We start from the raw sequence: 23,366 nt of genomic DNA on the forward strand, positions 1-23,366 counted from the left end.
ACCCGGCGTTCTCATGCGCCAGCGGACTGGGCGGGCAATGAAGCTAGCAAACATCAGATCGTCAGGCCAAACGACCGAACGCATCCTCCTGGCGAGCCTCATCGGGACCGCGGTCGAATTCTACGACTTTTACATCTATGCGACCGCGGCTAGCCTGATCTTTGGCCCACTCTTTTTCCCGACAGCCCTTCCCGGTTACGAGCTGCTCGGCGCCTACGCAAGTTTCGGCATAGCGTTCATCGCAAGGCCGCTCGGCGGTGCCGTCTTCGGGCATTTCGGAGACCGCGTGGGGCGTAAGACGACCCTTGTGGCGTCCCTGCTTTTAATGGGCGCGTCTACGGCCGCGATTGGCTTCCTGCCGACTTATGCGGTCGCTGGCTGGGTAGCGCCCTTTCTGCTGTGCCTTCTGCGGTTCGGCCAAGGCTTGGCGCTCGGTGGTGAGTGGACTGGCGCGACGCTTCTCGCACTTGAAAACGCCCCGCCTGGCTGGAGAGCCCGGTTTGCGATGTTCGCACCCTTGGGCGCCCCGATCGGTTTCATTCTCGCGAACGGGCTCTTCCTGATCCTCACGCTGACTTTGACGTCGGATCAGTTCCGCGATTGGGGCTGGCGGGTGCCGTTCCTGCTCAGCGCTCCTTTGGTCTGGATGGGACTTTGGGTCCGCCTCAACCTGCTTGAAACCGCAGAGTTCGCCAAAGCCCTCATGGAAGCCCAGCCGCCCCGTGTGCCGCTTCTCGAGCTCATGCGAACGCACACCGGCCAGGTGATCGCGGGCACCTTCGGCGTAGTCGCGTGCTTCTCGCTCTACTACACCGCGACCGCATTCGCGCTGGGCTACGGCACGACCACGCTTGGCTACTCGAGATCGTCATTTCTTGTCGTGGAACTGGGGGCGATCCTGTTCATGGCGGCGGGCATCGTCGCAGCCAGCTGGCTTTCGGATCGGCTCTACCCGGAACGAGTGCTCATCTTCGGATGCGCGGGCACGATCCTTTCAGGGATCCTCCTAGCGCCCATGCTGGGCGCCGGATCCTTGTGGATCATCTTCATCTTCCTCGCGTTCTCGCTGCTCGTCATGGGCTTCGTGAACGGACCGCTCGGCGCGTGGCTGCCTAGCCTGTTCCCGGCGCGCGTGCGCTACACCGGCACTTCGGTCGCCTTCAATCTTGGCGGCATCCTCGGCGGCGCGTTCTCGCCCACGATCTCCCAAGCTTTGGCCGAACAGAGCGGCTTGGCTGCGGTCGGCTTCTATCTGGCTCTGACTGGAGGCGTGAGCCTCATCGCCTTCGACGCCAGCGCGCGAAAGCGAGCACTGGGCGACTTGGCGCGCAGCGAAAAGCGATACCGGTCAATCTTCGAGCAGACGCATGTCTCGCTGCTCGAGATCGACTTCTCTTACGCTCACGAGAAGCTCGTCAGCCTAAGAGCGAGGGGCGTCGTCGACCTTGCCGAACACGCCCGGGACGCCCAAGCATTCTGCTCCGAGTGCGTATCCAGGAGCTTCGTCGTAGACGCCAATGAAGCGACCGTTCGCATGCTTGGTCACAAGTCGAGGGACGATATACTCGGTCCCTTGGACAGGATCCTGCCTGGCAAAGACGACATCATCACTCAACTGCTCGAAACGATGTGGCGCGGCGAGGATCGGTTCGAGCGCGAGATTGAGTTCAGCGCCGGCGCGAAGGGAAACGGAACGGCTCTCCTTGTCATCGCCCTTCCCGAAGAGGCGACCGCTTACGAGCGGCTGGCATGTGCGATGATCGACGTCACCGAGCGGGAGCAAGCCAAAGAGGCGCTCATCGCCGCCCAGGAGGAATTGGCCAGAGCAGGTCGGATATCGACCGTCGGCGCAGTATCGGCCTCCATCGCCCATGAGGTGAACCAGCCGATCGGCGCGATGGTGATGAGCGCCCAAGCCTGCCTGCGTTGGCTGAGACGCGATCCGCCCGATCTCGATGAGGCCACGCTTGCCGCCGAGCGCGCGGTCCGCGACGGGTTGCGGGCGGGCGATATCGTTCAGCGCACACGAGAGCAACTTCGGAGAACCAAACGGCGTCCGGAGGCAGTCGACCTTCGCAGTCTGGCTGTAGAGGCGAGCGGCCTTCTGGAGCGGGAGCTAAGTTCGATCTCTGCAACGGTCGACGTCCAGAGCACCGGCCCTTCTTTGGTGACCGCCGATCGCGTCGAGCTACAGCAGGTCATCGTCAACCTGATGTCGAACGGTCTTCACGCCATGATGGATGTCGCGAGCGCCCAAAGACGGCTTGTCGTGACCGTCGGCCCCTCTGGCGACGATCTCGTCAGTCTGACCGTCAGGGATTTTGGCGCCGGTATCGACGCCGCTAATTTGGCGAAGCTCTTCGATCCCTTCTTCACGACCAAGCGCGAGGGAATGGGTATCGGCCTGGCGATCTGCAAGAGCATCGTCGAAGGCCACGATGGCTCGCTCGCGGCCCGCAACAATGAAGACTGCGGGGCGACCTTCGAGGTCAGACTGCCGAAGACGGACCCCGACGCGATCCACGCGAATGGCGCTGAAGACGTCAGGGCGGTCTTGGCCTAGGTCGGGGCGCTTTGGAAGAGACGCCCCGACACCTGGCTCATCGATCAGCCTTCGTTGCGGTTCGATTCCCACGACTGCTGACGATCCCTCGGCTGACCGGCGCGGTCGCCCTTCATGAGGATCTCTCGGGTCTGGCTCATGGGGGCGATGGCGCGGCCCTTGAGCGCCCCATTGGCGCGCTCGCCGACGGGATTGAGAGGAACACCTTCGGCGACCGCAGCCGACGCCGCGTAGCCGGTAATCGTGTATCGGGTGACCGGACCGTCGTTGGCCTTGTCGAGCGTCTTTCGATCGTAGATCGGGCGCGGCGCGACGGTCAGCGGCAGACCGCGGGCGTAGGCCACCGACGCTGAGTATCCGGTGATGGTGTCCTGGCTGACACGATCGGTCGACTTGACGGTGATTTCCTTCAGTCTGGTCGTCGCGGCTTCAGCCTGGAATGCGGTGGCGGCGGCGATAGCGATGCCGGCGGCGTAGATTGCGAGCTTCATAATACTTCTCCTCTTGGCGAAGGAACCGCGCTGGCTCCGATGCGGAGAAGGTAAAAAAATCTGCCTTCAACATTAATTCTACTTCGATATGGATAGAGTTATACGGATGTTTGGCCGTTTGATGCGATCGATTTACGTGGCGCGAATGGCCGCTCGCTTGCCGACCTGATCGAACAGGATCGCCAGCAGCACGCAGAGCGCTCCGGTCAGGCCCAGAGCGGTTACGCTGATCTTGTCGACAGTCACGCCGCCAAGAAAAGCGCCCAGCGCAAAGCCCGCATACTGGAAGCTGGCGTTCAGCGAGAGAGTGATCGGCGCGTTGCCGACGCCTCCGGCCCCGATGAGGTGAGACTGTTGAGCAGGGAAGAACGCCCAGGCGCTGAAACCCCAGACTGCGACCAGCGACAGCGCGACCACTAGATGAGGTCCGGCGGCCCATTCTGCGATGGCGGAGAAAAACAACAGAGCAAGCATGAGGGTGGGCAGGGACATCGCCACTACCCAGCCACCACCGAAGCGGTCCGCCGCTCGGCCGCCGATCGCCAGGCCGATACAGGCCGAGACCCCCCATAGAAACAAAACGGGGCTGACCTGATCATGCCCAAGGCCTGCAGTCTTCAACAGGAGCGGAGACACGTAAGTGTAGGCCGAGTAGGTGCCTGCAGCCCACAGGAAGGTGGCGAACAATCCAAAGGTGACGGATGCGTCGCGGAGCGGCTTCGCACGCTCCCGCAACGTCATGGCTTTCGGTGTGCCTCCAGCGTCCTTGGGCAGACCGATCGCAAGACCCGTTGCAGCGATGACAGCCAGGATTGAGACGGCGACGAACGTGACGCGCCAGCCGAGGTGCGCCCCAATGAAAGCGCCCGCCGGCACCCCCAGAGCCACGGCGGCGCTGAGCCCACCTGTGACGATCGCAAGGGCCTGGCCTCGTTTTTCAGAGGGCGCGAGCGCTCCCGCCAGGGCGTTGGCGTTCGGTACGAACAGGCCCGCCGCCATGGCCATCACCAGTCGAGCCACAAGCAGTTCTAAGAAGCTCCCCGCCATGGCCGCCATGACGTTCCCCGCAGCGAACACGAGCATGCAGGCCGTCAGCAAACGCCGACGATCTAGACGCCAGGTCAGCGTTGTCAGGAGCGGAGACGTCACCGCGTAAGTCAGCGTGAAGGCCGAGACCAACAGTCCAGCCGAGCCTACCGTGACGCCTACGTCGCCAGCGATCTGGGGCAAGATCGCCGCAATCATGAACCCTTCCGTCCCGATCGCGAACGCCCCGCTGGACATCCAGTAGAGCGGCACCCTCCAGGCCGGACTGAGCTCGGAAGAGGATTGGGCGATCGCCATTTCTGAAGCCAATCGGATGGAAGCCAATGCAGCGAGCGGCAGCGGTCGAGTAACAAGAAGCAGTCAGCAATGCGCGTCGCCGGTTCTTGGCGACGCGCAGTGAACGAGGTTTGCGGCAAGCGAGCCTTCAAACGCCGGAGAGCTTGGTCTTCGAAATCGGCAAGCTACGGATCCGCTGACCGGTCAACGCCGCGACAGCGTTGACGACCGCCGGCGGAACGCCGGGCAAGCCCGGCTCTCCGATGCCTCCCATCGGTTCGCCGCTTTCGATGATCCCGACATGGACGGCCGGCATGTTCTCCCGGCGAAGGATTTGATAGGCGTCGTAGTTCTTCGCCTCGCGAACGCCATTCTCGTAGACGACCTGCTCGAACAGGGCGGTCGAGAGGCCTAGCGCCGCGGCCGACTCGACCTGAGCCTTCACGATCGCCGGGTTCACGATCGAGCCGGGATCGATGACCACCCAGATGTTGTGCACCCGCGTGGAACCGTCCTCGAGCGACACCTCGGCGATCGTCGCGGTCTCCGATCCGAAGGGCGACGCCATGGACACGCCTCTGGCGCGCTTTCCGCCTTCGGCTTCATACGGGCCACGTTTCCATCCGCCTGATAGATCTGCGACCGCCTGAAGAAGCTTTTTCTGGCGTGGCTTGTCCTTGAGCAGTGCAAGCCGGAGCTCGAAAGGATCCTTGCCGCCCGCCAGGGCGATCTCGTCCAGAAAGCCCTCGTAGAAGAAGTCGTTCATCGAGTGGCCGACCGACCGCCAGAAGGCGATGTTGACCGGGTGAGCCAGCTTTACGAACTCCATCTTCCGGTTCGGGATCGCATAGGGCTTCTCGACGACGCCCTCCACCGCGGAGCTGTCCACCGGCGTGTTGAACAGCGCGCCGAACCAGCGTCCGATCGGACCCTCTCCGACTGTCCGCGCCTCGATCGCGGTCGGATAGCCATCCGCGCCGAGCGCGGCCCGGAAACGGGTATGGCTGAGCGGCCGCAGGGCGTCGTTGAGGAACTCCTCCTCACGCGACCACAGCACCTTGACCGGCCTTCCCGTCGCCTTCGCAAGCAGGATCGCCTGCTGGAAGGGATTAGATGGGCCGTACATGAAATGCCGCCCAAAAAAGCCGCCGAGCATCGGCGAATGGACGATCACCTGGTCAGGCTGGATGCCGGCAGTCTTCGCGGCCGTCGCTTGAAACAGTTCCGGCATCTGGTTCGGCAGCCAGATTTCCAGCTTGCCGTCGCCGTTGAAGCGCGCGATCGCGGAAGGCGGCTCCAGCTGCGCATGCGCCAAGTACGGCGCGTCATATTCAGCCTCGATGACCTTTGCGGCGCGAGCGAACGCAGCCGCGGCGTCTCCCTCGCTTTCAGCCGGCAGCGCCTCCGACTTCGATCCCTTCAAAGCGTCGAGCATGCCCTGAGATGAGAAATCCGCGGCGATCGTGTCGATCCCCGTCGGCTTGGGCGATGTCCACTGGGCCTTAAGCGCCTCGACGGCTTTGCGGGCGCGCCACCAGCTGTTTGCCGTGACCGCCACTGCGCCGGGAAGAAGGTGTATCGAATGCACGCCCGGCATCGCCTTCACCGCAGCCTCATTGTCGAGAGCTGTCGGGTTCGATCCGAAATGAACGGCGTGCTGAACCGCGGCGTAAAGCATGCCGTCGACCTTCTGGTCGATGGCGTAAATCGCCTTGCCCGTCGACTTGGCGCGAACGTCGAGGCGGGCTATCGGCCGCTTGATGTAGCGGAACGTCGCCGGATCACGCAGGACGACGTCGTCCTTCGGCGTGAGCAGAAGCGCCTTGGCGGCGAGTTCGCCATAGCCCACGGTGCGGCCGGAGGCCTTGTGGACGACCTTGCCGTCATCGGTCTCGAGTTCAGAGGACTGAACGCCGAGCCGTTCTGCGGCGGCGCGGATCATCATCTCTCGAGCCGTCGCCCCAAGCCGGCGCATCGGCGCATAGCTCGATCGGGTCGAGAAGCTGCCGCCGGTCATGCGGATTCCGTTCACGAGCGCATAGTCCGGTCCGGGCGGCGCACATTCGACCTCGAAGCGCGCCGGGTTCACATCGAGCTCCTCCCCGACGATTTGCGCGATGCCGGTGTTGATGCCCTGTCCGCCCTCGACGAAGGGGCTGAGCAGCTTCACCGAACCGTCTGGCCGGATCTCCAGAAAGGCCGGAACTCGAGTTCCCGGCTTCGGCGGGATCGCGGCCGCGCCTTCTTCTGCTTTCGCTCGGCCGAGGGGGAGAGCGACTCCGAGCAGCAACGCCCCGGCGGAGCCGAGGAAGCCGCGCCGGGACATGTTCGCGACGCCGGATTGCGGCAGGAGCGGCGTCACGGCGGAAAGGTCGAGGGGAGCGATCGCGTTCATGTCGCCGTCCTCACGCCGCCGCCTGCCGCACGGCCGCGGCGACCATGTTGTAGGTTCCACAGCGGCAGAGGTTCGACATCCCGTAGAGGATGTCCTCCTCGGTCGGCTTCGGAGTTTCCTTGAGGAGCGCCGTCGCAGCCATGACCTGACCGGACTGGCAGTAGCCGCATTGCGGCACCTGCTGCGCCACCCAGGCCTCAACCACCTTGCGCCCGACCTCGTCCTGCTCGATCGCCTCGATCGTCGTGATCTTCGACTTGCCGACACGACTGACGGGAAACTGACAGGAACGCATCGCCTGATCGTCCACGAGCACGGTGCAGGCGCCGCACTGTGCGATGCCGCAGCCATACTTCGTGCCGGTCATGCCGAGCGTGTCGCGAAGCGCCCAGAGAAGCGGGGTTTCCGGTTCAACGTCGACGGTGTGGCTCTCGCCATTGATGGAAAGCGTGATCATTGCGCTCGTTCCTTCGATCAAGCAGCCGCACGCGTCACGACCCGAAGACGGGTCGATGATCTGCGGGTTGAGGTGCCGGAAAGAGCATCCGGCTGGCTTTCGGGCTGATCAGTTCGACAAGTCGTGTGCTTGCGAGGCGCGCCTGGATTGCTGGCGACGAGGATCGACATCCGATCGTTCCAGATCAAGGCAGCCTGAACATCCGTCGTGTCGAACATGTCATCCCCCTTGGTGACCTGGGGGAGGATCGAACTTAGTTGGCGTGCGCGTAAGAATACGTGCGTAGCGAGGCCCCATACGTTGGTATGGATCTAATCTGCACGACGCTTGGACGACGCAGATCCGTCGGCCTGCAGATCAATAGGTTGCAGCGCCGGCTCCGCCCAGGGCTTCCGCCATACGAACGAGGTCGGCAAGAGACCGCGCCGCCATCTTCTGCATGACATGGCCGCGGTGGATTTTGACGGTGATCTCGCTGAGCCCGAGTTCCCCGGCCACCTGCTTGTTCATCAAGCCACGTGTCACGAAGGTCATCACCTCTCGCTCGCGAGCGGTCAGCGTGTCATGGCGCGCGCGCAGATCCTCCTGGGCGCGGACAGTCTCGCGGCGCACGCGGTCTCGCTCGATCGCGGTCGAGACTGCGTCAAGCATGTCCTGATCACGGAATGGTTTGGTCAGGAAGTCGATGGCCCCAGCCTTCATCGCCCGGACGCTCATTGGGATGTCGCCATATCCAGTGATGAAGATCACCGGAGCCTGGAAACCAGCGCTGGCGAGCTGGCTTTGAAAGTCGAGGCCGCTGACACCGGGAAGCCGAACGTCGAGGACCAGACAGGTCGGCGCGTCCGGCAGCTTTGCTTCGATCAGATCGCTGGGCCGTTCGAAGAGTTCAGTCCGCAAGCCTACCGATCGAAACAGACTGCTCATCGCAATACGGATCGACTCGTCGTCATCGACAACGATAACCGTGGGCTCTGCAGGTGCTGACGGCGTCTTTTTGGGGGGCATCGCCAGGATCCTTTGAGTTCCGTCTCGGTCTACGGAGGCCGGAAGGCGCCTGACAGCCGCCAAGCACATACGCCGTCCGGCGCTGCGCCTCCGTGGCGCTACCGTCATGTCCCAGCCGACGGCGCGCAACTATCCCGACGTATGTGTTGCTCGAACTCGTGAACTGGATCCGTGTCCTCTTTGAGCTAGCAGAGGAGGCCGTCGTAAATTCTCGGTTCGAATGGCGCTCGGCCTAATGCGCTCATACGTGCGTATGCTTGAGGCGTCATCTAAGGCGGGATTTTATGCTGCTTCCGATGGTTAGCTGCGAAGAGCGGTTGATCAAGCACGTCCATCAATAGGTTTGCGGGATTTCCGCGCCGGAGCGCCCCACGGTCGTGCAAGTTCAAGCCACCTCTACGCAGCGCGGGAATGACTACCCATTCCGCGAGAACCCGGTCGTGATGCGAGCGATGGCGCTCGTACTCGGCAGCGCGATCTTTGTGGTCGACACATTCACGCCTCTCGAGGGGGCTGTCGCCGTTCTCTACGTCCTCGTCGTGCTAATCGCGGCCCGGTCCGGACTGACAGACGACCTTTTCATAGCAAGCGCCTGCGTCGTGATGCTGACGGTCGTCGCATATCTCTGGTCGCACGGCCCGGCGCCGACCAGCTCTTCCTTGATGCGGGCTGGCGTAAGCCTGGCCGCGATCGGCATTGCGAGCGTTCTCGCCTACCGAAACGTCATGGCGACCCAATCGCTGCTGAAAGCCAACGACGCTCTTCGAAAGAGCGAGCAGCGCTATCGCCGAATGTTCGCCACGAGCCGCATTGGGGTGCTCGAAGAGGATTGGTCGCCTCTGCGACGCATGCTCGACGGGTTCGACTTCAGGACGACGGCCGAGCTTGCTCGGCATATCGGCGAGCATCCGGAGATGATCGCTGAAGCCAAGCGGTTTCCCCAGATCGTAGCTGCGAACCCCGAGGCGCATCAGATGCTCGGGAAGGCGCCGGACACCTCGAGCCTGGGCTCGATCGATCGGCTGTTGGCGCCGACCGACCGGACATTTGAGGGCGCATTACTGGCGTTCGCTTCTGGAGCGCCTTCGTTCGAGGGTGAGACCGAAATCTTGCGCTCGGACGGCAGCACCATTCCGGTGCTGTTCAGTCTAACCTTTCCGAACGGTTCGGACGAGGATGCGGTGCTCGCATTCATGATCGACATCTCGGAGCGGAAGCACGCACAAGAGGCAATGCTGGCGGCGCAAGCTGAGCTTGCTCATGCCGCTCGAGTGGCGACGCTTGGAGAACTGACGGCGTCGATCACGCATGAGGTGAACCAGCCGCTGACAGCCATCGTGACCAGCGGAAACGCAGCCCTTCGATGGCTCAATCGTGACGAGCCCGACCTTCCTGAGGCCATCGCATCGGTGACCCACGCTGTCTCCGAGGGCAAGCGGGCCAGCGCGATAGTTCATCGGATCCGAACCTTCCTCACCAAGACGCCGATCGAACATGCCCCGTTGGATCTCCGCGAGGTCTTGAACGACGCGGCTCGATTGGTCGAACGGGACCTTTCGCAGCACAACGTGGTGCTTCGGTTGGCGATCGCGCGAGACCTGCCCGCCGTTTCCGGCGACGCAGTGGAGCTTCAGCAGGTCGTGGTGAACCTCCTTCTCAATGCTGCTCAAGCGATGTCGGAAACCAGGGGACGGCGGGTCACGACCCTGACCGCGTCCCGGTTGGCGGATGGAGTTCAGGTGGTGATCGCCGACAGCGGGCCGGGCATTTCCGGAGATCTGGAGGACCTTTTCCGGCCCTTCTTTACGACCAAGGCCAACGGAATGGGCATGGGCCTCGCGATTTGCCGTTCGATTGTGACCTCTCACGGTGGTCGGCTCTGGGCGAGCTCAGAGAAAGGCGAAGGCGCCAAATTCCACTTCGTTCTTCCGAAAGCAAATTAGTCCAGATCACGGCGTTGAATGCATGCATATGCCGTCACCTATACGACAGTATGTTGCTTGATTACCGAAGTGCGATTTTAGATTTTGTTAGAGAGCGCAAGACTGCTCCGGCATTCAACGGAGCGCTCAGATGCCTGCTGCTTCTACGCCAGCCAAATACCTTGATCCGGTCGATCCGGCGCTGCCGAAAGTCGACGTCACCCTCGAACTGCCACGAACAGCGCTGGTCGTAACCGATCCGCAGATCGACTTCTTGAGCCCTAAGGGCGCCGCTTGGGGAGCGTTCGGAGAAAGCATCACCGAACTCAATACCGTCGAGAATCTCGGCCGGGTTTTTGAAGCCGCAAAGCGCGCCGGGATCGAGGTCGTGATCTCCCCGCACTACTACTACCCGTTCGATCATCGGTGGGACTTCGCCGCGACGGGCGAAACGCTGATGCACAAGCTTCGGATGTTCGATCGTCGAGACCCCCTCTCGCTTGAAGGGTTCGACGGCTCCGGCGCCGACTGGATGCCGGAATACAAGCCCTACATCGAAGACGGCAAAACGATCGTCTGCTCGCCGCACAAGATCGCCGGCCCGCAGACCAACGACGTCGTTTTCCAGCTTCGGAAGAAGAAGATCGATCAGGTCATCCTCGCCGGGATGGCCGCGAACTTCTGTGTGGAGTCGCATCTCCGCGACTTCGTGGAGAAAGGATTTGAGGTCGCTGTCGTGCGGGACGCCACGGCGGGGAGCAAGCTTCCCGAGGGGGACGCCTATCTCGCCGCGCTCGTGAACTTCAGATGGTTCGCCAACGCCTTATGGAGCGCTGACGAGGTGATCGATCGCCTCGCCGCGAAGGGCGCGTCCTGACGGGTTTCTGATCACCGCACCTAAGCGTGGAATGCGTGAGGCGCAGCATGACGCAGCACCCAAGTCAGTTGGACGTAGAGCGCGAGATCGGTCGCCGCGAGGCTGTCGGCGACTTGGTGATCTCAAGCGCTAACAAGCCTGAAGCAACTGAGCGTGAACAGGGCGGACAGGCGAACCGAGGAGGGCTGCGCAAGCTCCTCATCGGCACGCTGGCGGTCGCAATCGTCGCCGGCGCGTCATGGTTCGGCTGGCGTTACTGGACGGTCGGCCGCTTCCGCATTTCGACCGACGACGCCTATGTTCAGGCGGACAACGTCGCCATCGCACCACGCGTTGCCGGTCACCTCGTCGAGGTCTTCGTTGGGGACAATGAGCCGGTCAAAGTCGGCCAAGCGCTCGCGAAGATCGACGATCGCGATTATCTCGCTGCGCTCGACCAGGCTCGCTTCGATGTCGCGACTTCGAAGGCGGTCATTACTGGCAAGAGGGCGGCGATCGAAACGCAGCGGTCCGTGGTCGACGCGGCCAAAGCGACGGTCGCCGTCGACGAGTCCAACCTGATCTTTGCGCGACAGGAAAACCAGCGCTACGCGGATCTCGCCAAGACCGGCTACGGCTCACTGCAAAATGCGCAGAGTGCGGCGGCTCGCATCTCGGGCGCTCAGGCGAGCCTCGCGCGGGACACTGCGAGCTTGGCTTCCGCAATCAAGCAGATCGATGAGCTCAAGGCCGATCTAGCGCAGGCTCAGGCGAAGCTCGGCCGCGACGAGGCCGTCGAGCGTCAGGCCGTGCTCAATCTTGGTTACACGAACATCGTCGCGCCGGCCGACGGGGTGGTCGGCAATCGCACGCTACGGGTCGGGCAATTCGTACAGCCAGGCACTCAGTTGATGTCGATCGTGCCCCTGCATGCCGTGTACGTCGTCGCGAATTACAAGGAAACGCAGCTTACTGAAGTGGTCGCGGGACAGATGGTCGAGATCGAGGTCGACATGTTCCCCGGTCGCGTGTTCCGGGGGCGCGTCGACAGCCTGTCGCCCTCGAGCGGCCAGACTTTCGCGCTGCTCCCGCCCGACAATGCGACTGGCAACTTCACGAAGGTCGTCCAGCGCATTCCGGTCCGCATCGCGCTCGACGACGACGCGCGGGCGTCGGGCGAGCTCCGGCCAGGCATGTCGGTCGAACCCAGCATCGACGTGTCGGCGCGACCGTCCGCGCGCGCCACGGCGCCGAATTGAGCGCTCCGGCGATGTCCGCAGCCTCCGCCACCTTCGACGCGCCGCCCGTTCGCGAGACCGCCAGCGTCCGGGAATGGATCGCGGTCTCGGCCGCGATGATCGGCGCGTTCATGGCGATCCTCAACATCCAGATCACCAACGCGTCGCTGCTCGACATCGAGGGCGGCATCGGCACCGGCATCGACAACGGCGCCTGGATCTCGACCTCTTATCTAATCGGCGAGATCGTCGTCATCCCGCTGACCGACTATCTGAGCAGGGTCTTCTCGTTCCGCCGCTACATGCTGACGAATGCAATCCTGTTTCCGCTGTTCTCGATCGCCTGCGCTTTTGCGCACGACCTCGGGACCATGATCGCACTGAGGGGCCTTCAGGGCTTTGCGGGCGGCGTGCTTATCCCGATGGCCTTCACGATGATCCTGACCAGACTGCCGAAGGGCCAGCAGCCGATCGGGCTTGCGATGTTCGCACTTGCCGTAACCTTCGCGCCCGCGATCGGGCCGACGATCGGCGGCTACATGACCGAGAACTATGGCTGGCAATCGATCTTCTATGTGAACGCGGCCCCCAGCCTGGTGATGATCGTCGCGCTGTTCGCCACCCTCGACCGGTCGCCGATGCGCTTGGAACTGCTTAGGGAAGGCGACTGGCTCGGCATCGTCACAATGGCGATCGGCTTGTCGGCGCTCCAGACCGTCTTGGAGGAGGGCAACAAGGACGACTGGTTTGCATCGCCGTTTATCTTCCGGCTCGCCGTCGTTGCGGCGGTCTTTCTCTCAGCTTTCATCGTGATCGAGTTCACGGTGAGCAAGCCGCTCGTCAATCTCAGGCTACTCAGGCAGCGCAACTTCGCGGTCGGCGTCGTCTCGAACACGCTGCTCGGATTCGCGCTTTTTGGATCGGTGTACCTGCTTCCGCAATATTTGGGGCAGGTCCAGCGCTACAATGCGGAGCAGATCGGGCTCGTCCTGGCGTGGACTGGCCTGCCGCAACTCCTGATCATCCCGTTCATTCCGCTGATGATGAAGCATTTCGACGTGCGGGCGATCGCGTTTGTCGGCCTTGCGCTGTTCGCGCTTAGCTGCTTCATGAACGTCCAGCTTTCAGCAGACAATTCGGGCGACGAGTTCCTGATCCCGAACATCATACGCGCTGTCGGGCAAGCCCTGGTCATCACTCCGATCAGCGCGATCACAACCGGCGGCATAGCGCCGAAGGATGCGGGCGCGGCGTCAGGGCTTTCAAACATGCTGCGCAATCTCGGCGGCGCAGTAGGCACTGCAGCGCTCGCGACCGTCATCACCAAGCGCGAGCAGTATCACTCCAACGTCATCGGACAGTCGGTGAACATCGGGCGGGAGGAAGTCCGGCAGCGCATCGATCAACTGAGCGCATATTTCATGTCCCACGGGGATAGCGATCATGCGGCGGCGACCGGAAAGGCGATTGTGACGATCGGCCAAATCGTCCGGAAGCAGGCGCTCATCCTCGGCTTCGGTGACGCCTTCGCGGTCGTCGGCGCGCTGCTGGCGCTCGCCGCAATTTCCGTGTTGTTCGCCAGGCGACCTTCGGCCGCCAAGCCGGGTCAGGCGCACTGACGAACAGCGGCGCTGGCGGCGCCCCTGGCGGCCGCCGGTGCATTTCCTTTCGAGAGGCGTGACGCAGTTACGCGCCAGCCTCAGCCACGATTCACGGAGATGCGGAATGGCCCAGACGATCGCCGACCTTCTGGTCAAGACATTGGCGAACGCCGGCGTCAAACGCATCTGGGGCGTCACCGGCGACAGCCTGAACGCCATGAACGACAGCCTTCGGCGGCTGAAGTCGATCGACTGGATGCATGTCCGGCACGAGGAGGTCGCGGCCTTCGCGGCCGGCGCCGAGGCAGCGCTCACCGGCGAGCTCGCGGTCTGCGCGGGAAGCTGCGGACCCGGCAACTTGCATCTCATCAACGGGCTCTATGACTGCCACCGCAACCACGTGCCGGTGCTGGCGATCGCGGCCCACATCCCCTCGAGCGAGATCGGACTGGAATACTTTCAGGAGACGCGGCCGACCGAGCTGTTCCGCGAGTGCAGCCATTTCTGCGAAATGGTGCAGGACCCCCGGCAGATGCCGGAGATCCTGCATCGCGCGATGCGGACCGCGATCGGCCAGAAGGGCGTCGCGGTGCTGGTCATCCCGGGCGACATCGCGCTGAAGCCAGCGCCAGGGGCGGCGCGCTCCGACTGGTCGAAGCTTTCCGAGCCGCGCCTGTTACCAAACCTGGCGGACGTCGATGCGCTTGCCGAGCTTCTGGACGGCTCGTCCGCCGTGACCCTGCTCTGCGGCGCAGGCTGCGCCGGCGCCCATGACGAGGTCGTGGCGCTCGCCGACGCGCTTGGGAGCCCGATCGTCCACGCGTTCCGCGGCAAGGAGTTCGTCGAGTACGACAACCCGTTCGACGTCGGTATGACCGGGCTGATCGGCTTCTCGTCCGGCTATCACGCCATGATGTCGTGCGACACGCTGCTGATGCTCGGCACCGACTTTCCGTACCGCAACTTCTATCCGCCCAAGGCGAAGATCGTTCAGGTCGACCGCAATCCCGGCGCGCTCGGGCGGCGGGCGCAGCTCGCGCTCGGGATCGTCGGCGACGTGAAGGCGACGATCGGCGAGTTGCTGCCCAAGATCAAAGCCGGGCGCGGCCGCGGCTTCGTCGACACCGCGCGCAAACACTACGCCGAGGCCCGCAAGGGGCTCGACGATCTCGCGACGTCGGCCGCCAAAGGCAAGCCGCTGCACCCGCAGTTCGTGGCCAAGACGATCGACGCGCTCGCGGCGGAGGACGCGGTCTTCACCGTCGACGTCGGCACCCCGTCGGTCTGGGCGGCGCGCTACCTCACCATGAACGGCAAGCGCCGCATCATCGGCTCGTTCCGCCACGGCTCGATGGCGAACGCCATGCCGCAGGCGCTCGGCGCTCAGGGCGCCTTTCCGGACCGGCAGGTGGTCTCGATGTCGGGCGACGGCGGCTTCGCCATGCTGATGGGCGACCTGCTGACCGCCAAGCAGCTGAAACTGCCGATCAAGATCGTGGTGTTCAACAACGGCACGCTCGGCTTCGTCGAGATGGAGATGAAGGCGGCCGGCTATCTCGACACCAATGTCGCGCTCGAAAATCCCGACTTCGCCGCGCTCGCGCAAAGCGCGGGGATCAAGGGGTTTCGTGTCACGAGCTCCGAGCAGCTGGAGGACGCGCTGAAGGGCGCCTTCGCCCATGACGGCCCAGCCCTGGTCGACGTCCACACCGCGCGCACCGAACTGTCGATGCCGCCCAAGATCGAGATTGAGCAAGCCAAGGGCTTCAGCCTTTACATGCTGAAGGCGATCATCAATGGCCGCGGCGACGAGGTCATGGAACTCGTCTCCACGAATTTCAAACGATGAAATAACGGAAGTCTAGAATTCGCATGTCACTACCTAGACCCACGTATATGTTCGCTTAAGCGAAGATTTGCCTTAACCGGACTGCATACGAGATCTAACTTTTTGCCAAGAAGCGATGTGCGCTTCGTGGACCAAGTGGGGATCTCAATGCGCAAATCGATCGTTGCGGCTGGCGCAGCATTGGCTGCTCTGACCAGCGGCGTTGGCTACGCCAAAGACAAGCCGACCATTGTTCTTGTCCATGGCGCGTTCGCCGAAAGCGGCAGCTGGAGCGGCGTCATCGCGGAACTCGAAGGACACGGCTATCCCGTCATTGCGGCGGCCAACCCGCTGCGCAGCGTCGCGGGCGACGCGGCGTCCGTGGGAGCACTGGTCAAGTCGGTTCCAGGGCCCGTGGTTCTGGTGGGCCACTCATACGGCGGTCCAGTGATCACGGACGCGGCGGCAGGAACGTCGAATGTGAAGGCGTTGGTATACGTCTCAGCCTTCGCGCCCGATGTCGGCGAGTCTGCGCTTGGATTGACCGGCAAGTTTCCCGGATCAACCCTGGGTGACACGCTCCACACTGTCTCGACGTCGGACGGTGGGACCGATCTTTTTGTCCTGAAGACCAAGTTTCACGCTCAGTTTGCCGCAGACGTGCCTGCGTCGACTGCGGCGACGATGGCGACGACCCAGCGGCCTGTTGCGAAAGCAGCCCTTGAGGAGCCGACGAAGCTCGCCGCCTGGAAGACCATCCCAAACTGGTGGATCTACGGCTCGGCCGACAAGAACATCCCGCCTGCGGCCATGGCCTTCATGGCTGAGCGTTCGAAAGCTCACAAGGCAGTGAGAGTTGAAGGCGGATCGCACGCGCTGATGGTCTCCCATCCGCATGAGGTCGCGCAGATCATCGAAGAGGCGGCGGCGAACTGATCTCGTCTCCAAGTCATCGAATACAACCCATCACCTAAAGACCCAAAAGCATCACGGTGGGCGCCCCTGCTTTGCGGGGGCGTGTCACATGCACGAAGGAGGTTTGCTATGAATGAATTGCTCGAAAAGATTATACAGGCCCACGGTGGCTTCGATCTCTGGAGCGCCCATGACAAGGTCGAAGCGACCGTCGTCAACGGCGGAGGCTTTTTCCGCTTCAAGGGAATGCCCCAGGACACTCTGTCCAGGACGTTGACAGTCTGGCTTCATAAACCTCGGGTCACGCTCTCGAACATTGGCGCCTCCAACCAAATGTTCGTTTTCACGCCTGAGCGCGTAGCGATCGAAACGACGTCAGGCGACGTCGTCGCCGAAAGGAGCTCCCCCCGGGAAGCCTTCGCGGGCCACCAGATGCATTCGCCGTGGGATCCGCTGCATCTGACCTATTTCAGCGGAGAAGCGTTCTGGACTTATTTCACCGTGCCATTTCTTCTCGCCGAGGAAGGCGTAAGGATCACAGAAGTCGAACCCTGGCAGGAGGGAGCGGAGACCTGGCGTGTGCTTCGCGCTGAGTTCCCCAGCTCGATCGACACTCACAATTACGTCCATGACTTCTTTTTCGGCGAAGATCTGATGCTCCGTCGTCACGACTACAACGTGAACGTCGCCGGCGGTTTCGGGGCAGCTCAGCTGGTCTCCGATTACGTGAAGGCGGACGGGTTTTCGGTGCCGACAAAGCGTCGAGCCCACACGCGAAGCCCTGATCGCCATCCCATCCCCGAGATGCTCATGGTTTCGATCGACATCAGCGACATCCGGTTCTCGTGAGACAGCGGAACTGACCGACGCGGCACGATCGCCAGAGCGCGGCGCCGACTGGCGCGGCGTCTGGCGATCGACGCGTAGAACTGCGGACGCCGTCAGCGCTTGCGTGCGGCGTCATGTGTCCTGAGACGCGTCCCGGGCGCTCAAGCACGTTAATGGGCCAATCCTGGAGGCGCGGGATCCCTCCCCAATTGGGCTCCGCCTTTCGCCTCCTCCGAGAACGGCAGGGCAGCGTTTCGGCGGAGACGACTGGCGGCGGCATGATGACGACGCATCAGGCGATGTGAGGGATCGCGGCAGGCCCCGAAACTGCACGGCGCGCCCAGCACAACCTCGCATTGGCGAGGATCGGCTTCACACGCCCCTCAATGTCATGCGCTGGCTCCGACGCCTTGCGGATCCGGAGAGAACGGTCGTTTTGACCTCGAAGTCCGTCAAGGTCGCCGCGACGTTGCGGGCAGGGATGGTCGATCAGGCGCGCCGAACGTAGGGGAGCACGGCATCCGCCGGATGAGCCGAGAGATGGGCGTGGATCTGCGCGACCACCGCGGCGCCCTCACCGACCGCCGCGGCAACCCGCTTGGTGGATCCGGCGCGAACGTCGCCAATCGCGAAGACGCCGGAGCGAGACGTCTCAAGGGAGGCTGTTCGGCCACCGGTCTCTCCCCGGGTTTCGCCTGTCGTCACGAAACCCTTTGCGTCAAGTTCGACGCAATCTGTGAGCCACCCCGTATTCGGATCCGCGCCGACAAACAGGAAAAGGTGCCGAAGGGTCTGCGTCCAGACAGCCCCGCTTTCTCGGTTCTTGAGAACCGCGCAGGTCAACCCGCCGTCTGCAGCACCGGTGATTTCGGTGACCTCGGTGCGGGTGTGCAGTTCGACGTTCTCCAGAGCCGAGATGCGGTCAATGAGATAGCGAGACATCGAGGCGGCGAGGCCATTCCCACGCACGACGAGATGCAGGCGTTTCACGCGTGACGCTAGGAAGACCGCAGCCTGGCCGGCGGAATTGCCGCCTCCGACCAGAATGACCTCTTCGCCTTCGCACAGCTTCGCCTCGACCGGGGAAGCCCAATAGGACACGCCTGAGCCCTCAAAAAACTCAAGGTTCTTGATCTGCGGCCGGCGGTACCGAGCGCCCGAGGCCACCACCACAGTCCGCGCCTGCACAGGATCGCCGGTAGACAGGTCGAGACTATGATAGCCAAAGGAAGGGTAGTTGCATTTGAGAGCCGTCACCTCGGTGGGAATGGCGAGTTCGGCGCCGAATTTCTGAGCCTGATTGTAGGCGCGTCCGGCGAGTGCTTGCCCAGAGATGCCAGTCGGGAATCCGAGGTAGTTCTCGATCCGGGAGGAGGCACCGGCTTGGCCCCCGATCGCGCGGGCGTCAAGGACCAGTACAGACAGCCCCTCCGATGCTGCGTAGACCGCCGTCGCCAGACCTGCGGGCCCGGCCCCAACGACTGCCACGTCGTAGATGCGATCGGGGTCGAGCGTCGGCGTCATGCCAAGGCACAGGGCGGCTTCGGCGTTTGACGGACACTTCAGCACGGTTCCGGTTGGGCACACCAGCACCGGGAGATCCTCTGGAGCAATGCCCAAGCGTTCGACGATCGCGCGCCCCTCGGATGGATCGCCGGCGTTGATAAGTGTTTGCGGATAACCGTTGCGGCCGAGAAAGCCTTGGAGCCGAACAAGGTTCGCTTCTCCAGGTTTGCCAAGCAGAACTGATCCGGCGACGCCGCCTTCGATCAGGCCCACGCGCCGAAGGATGAGCGCCCTCATGACGATTTCGCCGATCTCAGCCGAACCGATCAGCAACGCGCGCAAATGCGCCGGATCGAGCGCAAATGCCAGGCAACCGTCCTTGCCAGCCTTGCCCAGCGCCAACGCCGGACGGCCTGCAAGCTGACTGACCTCACCGGTGAACTGCCCGGCCGACTGAGTGGTGATCGGTTCTTCGCGGCCGAGGCCGTCGCGGCGGATCAGATCAATCGATCCCTCCAATATGACCCACACCGGAGCCGCGGAGCCTATGTTGAAAACCGGCTCACCCGCAGCGAATCTCTGTTCGCCGGAACTGGCGAACCTTTTGACCACCGCCAACTGCGACGAAGTCAGAACAGGAAAGAATTGATGCCTCCGGGCGTCGATCATGCTCATCGTCGCGGACTCTCGAAGAAACGTTTCGGCGCTGCTGGACAGCCTTCAGGCCAAACCAAAGCTTCTGGCTCTGTGACCTGTCGGCTTGGTGCGGGTCGTCGATGATTAGGTCGGGATGGAGGTCAGCGGAGGCTTACCCAGCGACACGCTCTTGGCCACCAGTTTCCCCTGGATCGCAAGGCGGATCGTGCCAATCGCGACTGCGACTACAAGGACGTTCGCCGCGGCGAAGGTCACGGGCGCGATCCAGCTGATCATGCCGCTCTCGCCGCGGGCAAGCAGCAGAAGAGGCGCGGTCGAGAGTGCGGTCGCGCCGAAGGTGAACGCCCAGAACGAGGCGGAGAACCCGCCCTCGCGGATCCACGACATCAACCGAATGAGAACGAGCGCCTGCAGAAGTCCATACCCGATGAGGGCGTGAGCAAAGAACGTCGGGTCACCAGGATAGGCTGAGATGAACGCCACCGCGCCCACGGGGCCGGGCGCTAGCTGAACGCCCATTGTCGGCCTCAGCGGCACGGGCATTTCAGCCGCCGTGAAGAACCGATGGACAATCACAGACTCGATCGCCAGCCATGAGAAGGTGGCCGCGCCGAGCGCAAGCTGGCCCCAGTCGAGATGACCAAAGGCTGACGCAATCGTCGCCGCCACAAAGCCGCCTGCGACGGTCGGGAGGTATAGCACGGGCGTCGACGCCGCCTTTTCGCGCCCGCCCTTCCAGAGCTCACCGGTGCGCCAGACCGCGAAAGCCACAGTCCAGGTTGCCCCAAGAATGAACGTGGTCGCCGCCAAGCCAAAGGCATAGGGCTTAAGCAGTCCAGCCACGAGCATCGTTGCGACACCCGCCAGTCCGATGAAGCAACACTGCACCGGGTGGAAGGCTTCCGTCACCGCGTCACTGCGGGCCGCCAGCCACTTTGCGGCGTAAAGGATAGCTACGACAGCCCAGACCACGATCGCGATTGCTGCCAAAATCTCGCCGACGATTGCGGGCAGCCCCCAGACAGTGTGTGCGACGCGCCATGAAGTGCTGAGACCGGCGAGTCCGAGCACCATCCCAAAGAAGGCTGCGGGAATGACCGGGAGCGAAATTCGACGAGACATCTTCGGGGCCTCCAGTGGCTCGACGATCGACCCCTTCGCCCGACCGTCTGATTGGGGCGCTGAGCCGTCAGGACGGCCGCGACCAGTCCGCCAAATCTGAGCCTCGGCGTCGGCAAAAAGAACCCCACAGTCGTAGGCGAGAGAGATACCTTGGTTCTGTTCTGCCTATACGAAGGTTGGCACGTAGCCCTCGGCCCAAGCGAGACTCCGATCAGTAAACAGGATTGGCCATGCCAAGACAGCGCAGATGGTCTCTCATCCGCGCGTATAGATCAGCCCAACCTACGGGCTAGCTCAGAGATCTCTCAGTTGGATGGCGGAGCCGCATCGCCGCCAACAAACTTCCCTGAACTCGGCTTCGGAGGAAGAGACCTGTCATGTCCAATAGCATCGCAATCTCACGGCGCCGCGCGGCGCTCGACACACCCACGAGACTTGGGGCCGAGGCGCAGCGAGACATTTCCGCCGCACTGACCACCTTGCTCGCGGATATCTTCGCGCTCTACGTCAAAACTAAGAGCTTCCACTGGCACGTATCCGGTCCAAATTTTCGCGACTACCACCTGCTTCTCGATGAGCAGGCGACAGAGATCTTCGCTGCTTCCGACGCAATCGCGGAACGAGTTCGAAAGATCGGCGGCTCGACGCTTCGCTCGATCGGACAGGCCGCACGCATCACTCGTGTCTTGGACAACGACGCCGACTACGTCACGCCTGAGGACATGCTGAGCGAGCTTCGGGAAGACAATCTGAAGCTGGTCACGAGCTTCATGGCGGCCCACGAACTATGCGGCGCCAATCAAGATGTCGCCACCGCGAGCCTGATCGAAAACTGGATCGACGAGGCGGAGCGTCGGGTGTGGTTTCTCTACGAAACCACGCGCCGCTGACAAGGCGCTGCCCCATCGGAACGTCTCGCGTTGGCGGGCGATCGGAACCACGGTCGCCCGCATTTTCCATTGAGCCAACCGCAGCGCTGGTTGAAACGCCCGCGGCTGTCGCGACGAGGTCAGGTGATGGAAACCGTCACAGCTGTGCTCCTTTTGCTCGGCGCAGTTGTCGTCAGTGGTTTCGTCGCGCGGATCCGCGCTGGGTTATTCCCGCTACCGCTGGTTCAAGTTGGGATCGGCGTCGCGATCGACGGCTTTCTGGGGATGGGGTTGTCCATCGATCCAGAGCTGTTCTTTCTGCTCTTTCTGCCGCCGTTACTTTTTCTCGATGGGTGGCGGATCTCGAAAGACGACGTTGTACGCTACCGATCGGTCATCCTGGGTCTCGCCCTCGGACTGGTGGCTCTGACCGTGTTCGGGGTCGGCTATCTCCTGAACTGGCTCGCGCCCGCGATGCCGCTGGGCGTGGCGTTTGCTTTGGCGGCCGTCATTTCGCCGACGGATCCCGTGGCCGTCGCCGCGATCTCCGCACGAGCGAAGATCCCGGAACGGCTCATGCACATTCTCGAGGGGGAGGCCCTCCTCAACGACGCGTCTGGCCTCGTCTGCATGCGGTTTGCGGTAGCGGCGGTCCTTACCGGCGGCTTCTCGCTTGGCGACGCGATCGGTGACTTCGTGTGGCTGGCGTCAGGCGGCTTGGGCATTGGCGTCGTCGTCACGCTGGTGGTGACAAGAGTCAAATGGGCTGCGGTCCTTCGGCTGGGCGAAGAGGCAGGTTCTGAAATCCTGATCAGTTTGCTCATCCCGTTTGGCGCGTACCTCGTCGCGGAACGACTTGGCTGCTCCGGCATTCTCGCAGCTGTCGCTGCAGGGGTGACCATGAGCTACGTCGAGCAGACCGGCGTCGTTCTTGCGCTGACACGCCTGCGCAGATCCGCCGTGTGGGACGCGATTCAGTTTGCCGCCAACGGCATGGTCTTCGTTCTCCTTGGAGAGCAGCTTCCGAAGATCATGAAAGGAGCGTCTTCGATCGTAGGGGGCGATGGTTTTCTAGGCGCGATCGAGCTGAGCGCGATCGTCTTGACGGTCTACGCGGCTTTGGTGTCGCTCCGCATCGTATGGGTCTACATATCGATGCAGCTGTTCTTCTACAGTCGAGCAGAGGATCTGCGTCGACACCGGCATCCAAATCCACGATTGGTGTTGGTCGCGTCCTTGGCTGGCGTCCGCGGTGCGGTCACGCTTGCGGGCGTGATGACGCTCCCGCTGGCGACCGCCAGCGGGGCTCCGTTTCCGTCTCGAGATCTGGCGATCTTGCTCGCCGCCGGCGTCATCATCGTGTCCCTGGTCGCGGCGAGCGTCGGTCTGCCGAAACTTCTCAAGAACCTGCGCCTGCCGCCTGAACCCTCCCAGCAGCGCACGGAGGATCACGCACGAACCGTAGCCGCCGACGCAGCGATTGCTGCTATCGCTGGAGCTCTGGAGCGTTTCAGCGTCACTACCGGGAAAGCGGAGGCATACGCTGGGGCCTCGGCGACGCTGATGGCGGACTATCGAGGCAGGATCGATCGGGGCAGCAAGACCGGCGACGAGGCCGCAATGCTGAAGACGTTCGACAAGATCGAGCGCGAACTCCGCTTGATCGGCTACCGGGCGGAGCGGGACGCGCTCTACAGGCTGGCTCGCACTCACGAGATTTCGCATGAAGTCGCCAGGCGACTGGTGAGTGAAGTCGACTTTGCGGAAGCGCGGCAAAGCTGACCCTC

18 protein-coding genes are annotated in these 23,366 nt (G+C 62.9%); 10 read left to right on the plus strand and 8 right to left on the minus strand.

The genetic code is table 11. The features are described 5' to 3' along the window. Positions 1 to 37: 37 nt before the first annotated feature. Entirely contained in the window at positions 38 to 2,563 is a 2,526-nt protein-coding gene (locus ACFOWB_RS10260; protein WP_378147117.1) for an MFS transporter, read from the plus strand. A 44-nt stretch (positions 2,564 to 2,607) separates the two neighbouring features. Here ACFOWB_RS10260 and ACFOWB_RS10265 read toward each other — a convergent pair whose 3' ends face one another. The 6 genes from ACFOWB_RS10265 to ACFOWB_RS10290 form a co-directional block, all read right to left on the minus strand. Further along, positions 2,608 to 3,054, minus strand: a complete 447-nt coding sequence (locus ACFOWB_RS10265) for a hypothetical protein (protein WP_261405024.1) — start codon at positions 3,052 to 3,054, stop codon at positions 2,608 to 2,610. Positions 3,055 to 3,186: 132 nt separating this feature from the next. After that, on the minus strand, positions 3,187 to 4,398 hold the full coding sequence (locus ACFOWB_RS10270) for an MFS transporter (RefSeq protein WP_261405023.1): 1,212 nt from the start codon (positions 4,396 to 4,398) through the stop codon (positions 3,187 to 3,189). Between the two features lie 127 nt (positions 4,399 to 4,525). Beyond that, positions 4,526 to 6,772, minus strand: coding sequence for a xanthine dehydrogenase family protein molybdopterin-binding subunit (locus ACFOWB_RS10275; RefSeq protein ID WP_261405022.1), 2,247 nt, complete (start codon positions 6,770 to 6,772; stop codon positions 4,526 to 4,528). A 10-nt stretch (positions 6,773 to 6,782) separates the two neighbouring features. Beyond that, entirely contained in the window at positions 6,783 to 7,229 is a 447-nt protein-coding gene (locus tag ACFOWB_RS10280; protein ID WP_261405021.1) for a (2Fe-2S)-binding protein, read from the minus strand. Between the two features lie 17 nt (positions 7,230 to 7,246). Further along, entirely contained in the window at positions 7,247 to 7,447 is a 201-nt protein-coding gene (locus tag ACFOWB_RS10285) for a hypothetical protein (protein ID WP_261405020.1), read from the minus strand. A 139-nt stretch (positions 7,448 to 7,586) separates the two neighbouring features. After that, entirely contained in the window at positions 7,587 to 8,237 is a 651-nt protein-coding gene (locus tag ACFOWB_RS10290; RefSeq protein WP_261405019.1) for a response regulator transcription factor, read from the minus strand. A 452-nt stretch (positions 8,238 to 8,689) separates the two neighbouring features. On the opposite strand from ACFOWB_RS10290, the gene ACFOWB_RS10295 reads away from it, so the two are divergent. The 7 genes from ACFOWB_RS10295 to ACFOWB_RS10325 all read left to right on the plus strand — a co-directional run bounded on the left by ACFOWB_RS10295 (position 8,690) and on the right by ACFOWB_RS10325 (position 17,446). After that, positions 8,690 to 10,180: a PAS domain-containing sensor histidine kinase gene (locus ACFOWB_RS10295; RefSeq protein WP_261405018.1), complete on the plus strand. Its 1,491-nt coding sequence runs from the start codon at positions 8,690 to 8,692 to the stop codon at positions 10,178 to 10,180. Positions 10,181 to 10,310: 130 nt separating this feature from the next. Continuing rightward, the gene (locus tag ACFOWB_RS10300) at positions 10,311 to 11,036 is read left to right on the plus strand and encodes a cysteine hydrolase (protein WP_261405017.1); all 726 of its coding nucleotides are present in this window, start codon (positions 10,311 to 10,313) and stop codon (positions 11,034 to 11,036) included. A 47-nt stretch (positions 11,037 to 11,083) separates the two neighbouring features. Further along, positions 11,084 to 12,274 (plus strand): HlyD family secretion protein, encoded by a 1,191-nt coding sequence (locus ACFOWB_RS10305; RefSeq protein ID WP_378147121.1) that lies wholly within the window; start codon positions 11,084 to 11,086, stop codon positions 12,272 to 12,274. 11 nt (positions 12,275 to 12,285) lie between these two features. Beyond that, positions 12,286 to 13,872 (plus strand): DHA2 family efflux MFS transporter permease subunit, encoded by a 1,587-nt coding sequence (locus ACFOWB_RS10310; protein WP_378147123.1) that lies wholly within the window; start codon positions 12,286 to 12,288, stop codon positions 13,870 to 13,872. A 106-nt stretch (positions 13,873 to 13,978) separates the two neighbouring features. Further along, a complete protein-coding gene (poxB, locus tag ACFOWB_RS10315) occupies positions 13,979 to 15,703 on the plus strand; it encodes a ubiquinone-dependent pyruvate dehydrogenase (RefSeq protein ID WP_261405016.1) in 1,725 nt (574 codons plus the stop codon). 147 nt (positions 15,704 to 15,850) lie between these two features. After that, positions 15,851 to 16,618 (plus strand): alpha/beta fold hydrolase, encoded by a 768-nt coding sequence (locus ACFOWB_RS10320; RefSeq protein WP_378147126.1) that lies wholly within the window; start codon positions 15,851 to 15,853, stop codon positions 16,616 to 16,618. Between the two features lie 108 nt (positions 16,619 to 16,726). Beyond that, a complete protein-coding gene (locus ACFOWB_RS10325) occupies positions 16,727 to 17,446 on the plus strand; it encodes a hypothetical protein (protein WP_378147128.1) in 720 nt (239 codons plus the stop codon). A 468-nt stretch (positions 17,447 to 17,914) separates the two neighbouring features. On the opposite strand, the gene ACFOWB_RS10330 is transcribed toward ACFOWB_RS10325, so the two are convergent. Together ACFOWB_RS10330 and tehA are read right to left on the minus strand one after the other, a co-directional pair. Next, positions 17,915 to 19,606, minus strand: coding sequence for an FAD-dependent oxidoreductase (locus ACFOWB_RS10330; RefSeq protein WP_378147130.1), 1,692 nt, complete (start codon positions 19,604 to 19,606; stop codon positions 17,915 to 17,917). A gap of 105 nt (positions 19,607 to 19,711) precedes the next feature. Next, the gene (gene tehA, locus ACFOWB_RS10335; RefSeq protein WP_378147132.1) at positions 19,712 to 20,710 is read right to left on the minus strand and encodes a dicarboxylate transporter/tellurite-resistance protein TehA; all 999 of its coding nucleotides are present in this window, start codon (positions 20,708 to 20,710) and stop codon (positions 19,712 to 19,714) included. A gap of 377 nt (positions 20,711 to 21,087) precedes the next feature. On the opposite strand from tehA, the gene ACFOWB_RS10340 reads away from it, so the two are divergent. Then, the gene (locus tag ACFOWB_RS10340) at positions 21,088 to 21,600 is read left to right on the plus strand and encodes a Dps family protein (RefSeq protein ID WP_261405011.1); all 513 of its coding nucleotides are present in this window, start codon (positions 21,088 to 21,090) and stop codon (positions 21,598 to 21,600) included. Between the two features lie 126 nt (positions 21,601 to 21,726). Next, a complete protein-coding gene (locus ACFOWB_RS10345; RefSeq protein WP_378147134.1) occupies positions 21,727 to 23,361 on the plus strand; it encodes a Na+/H+ antiporter in 1,635 nt (544 codons plus the stop codon). Positions 23,362 to 23,366 lie beyond the last annotated feature (5 nt).

Origin of the sequence: Chenggangzhangella methanolivorans, assembly GCF_042648545.1 — a bacterium.
In the GTDB taxonomy this organism is placed as follows: Bacteria; Pseudomonadota; Alphaproteobacteria; order Rhizobiales; family Methylopilaceae; genus Methylopila; species Methylopila methanolivorans.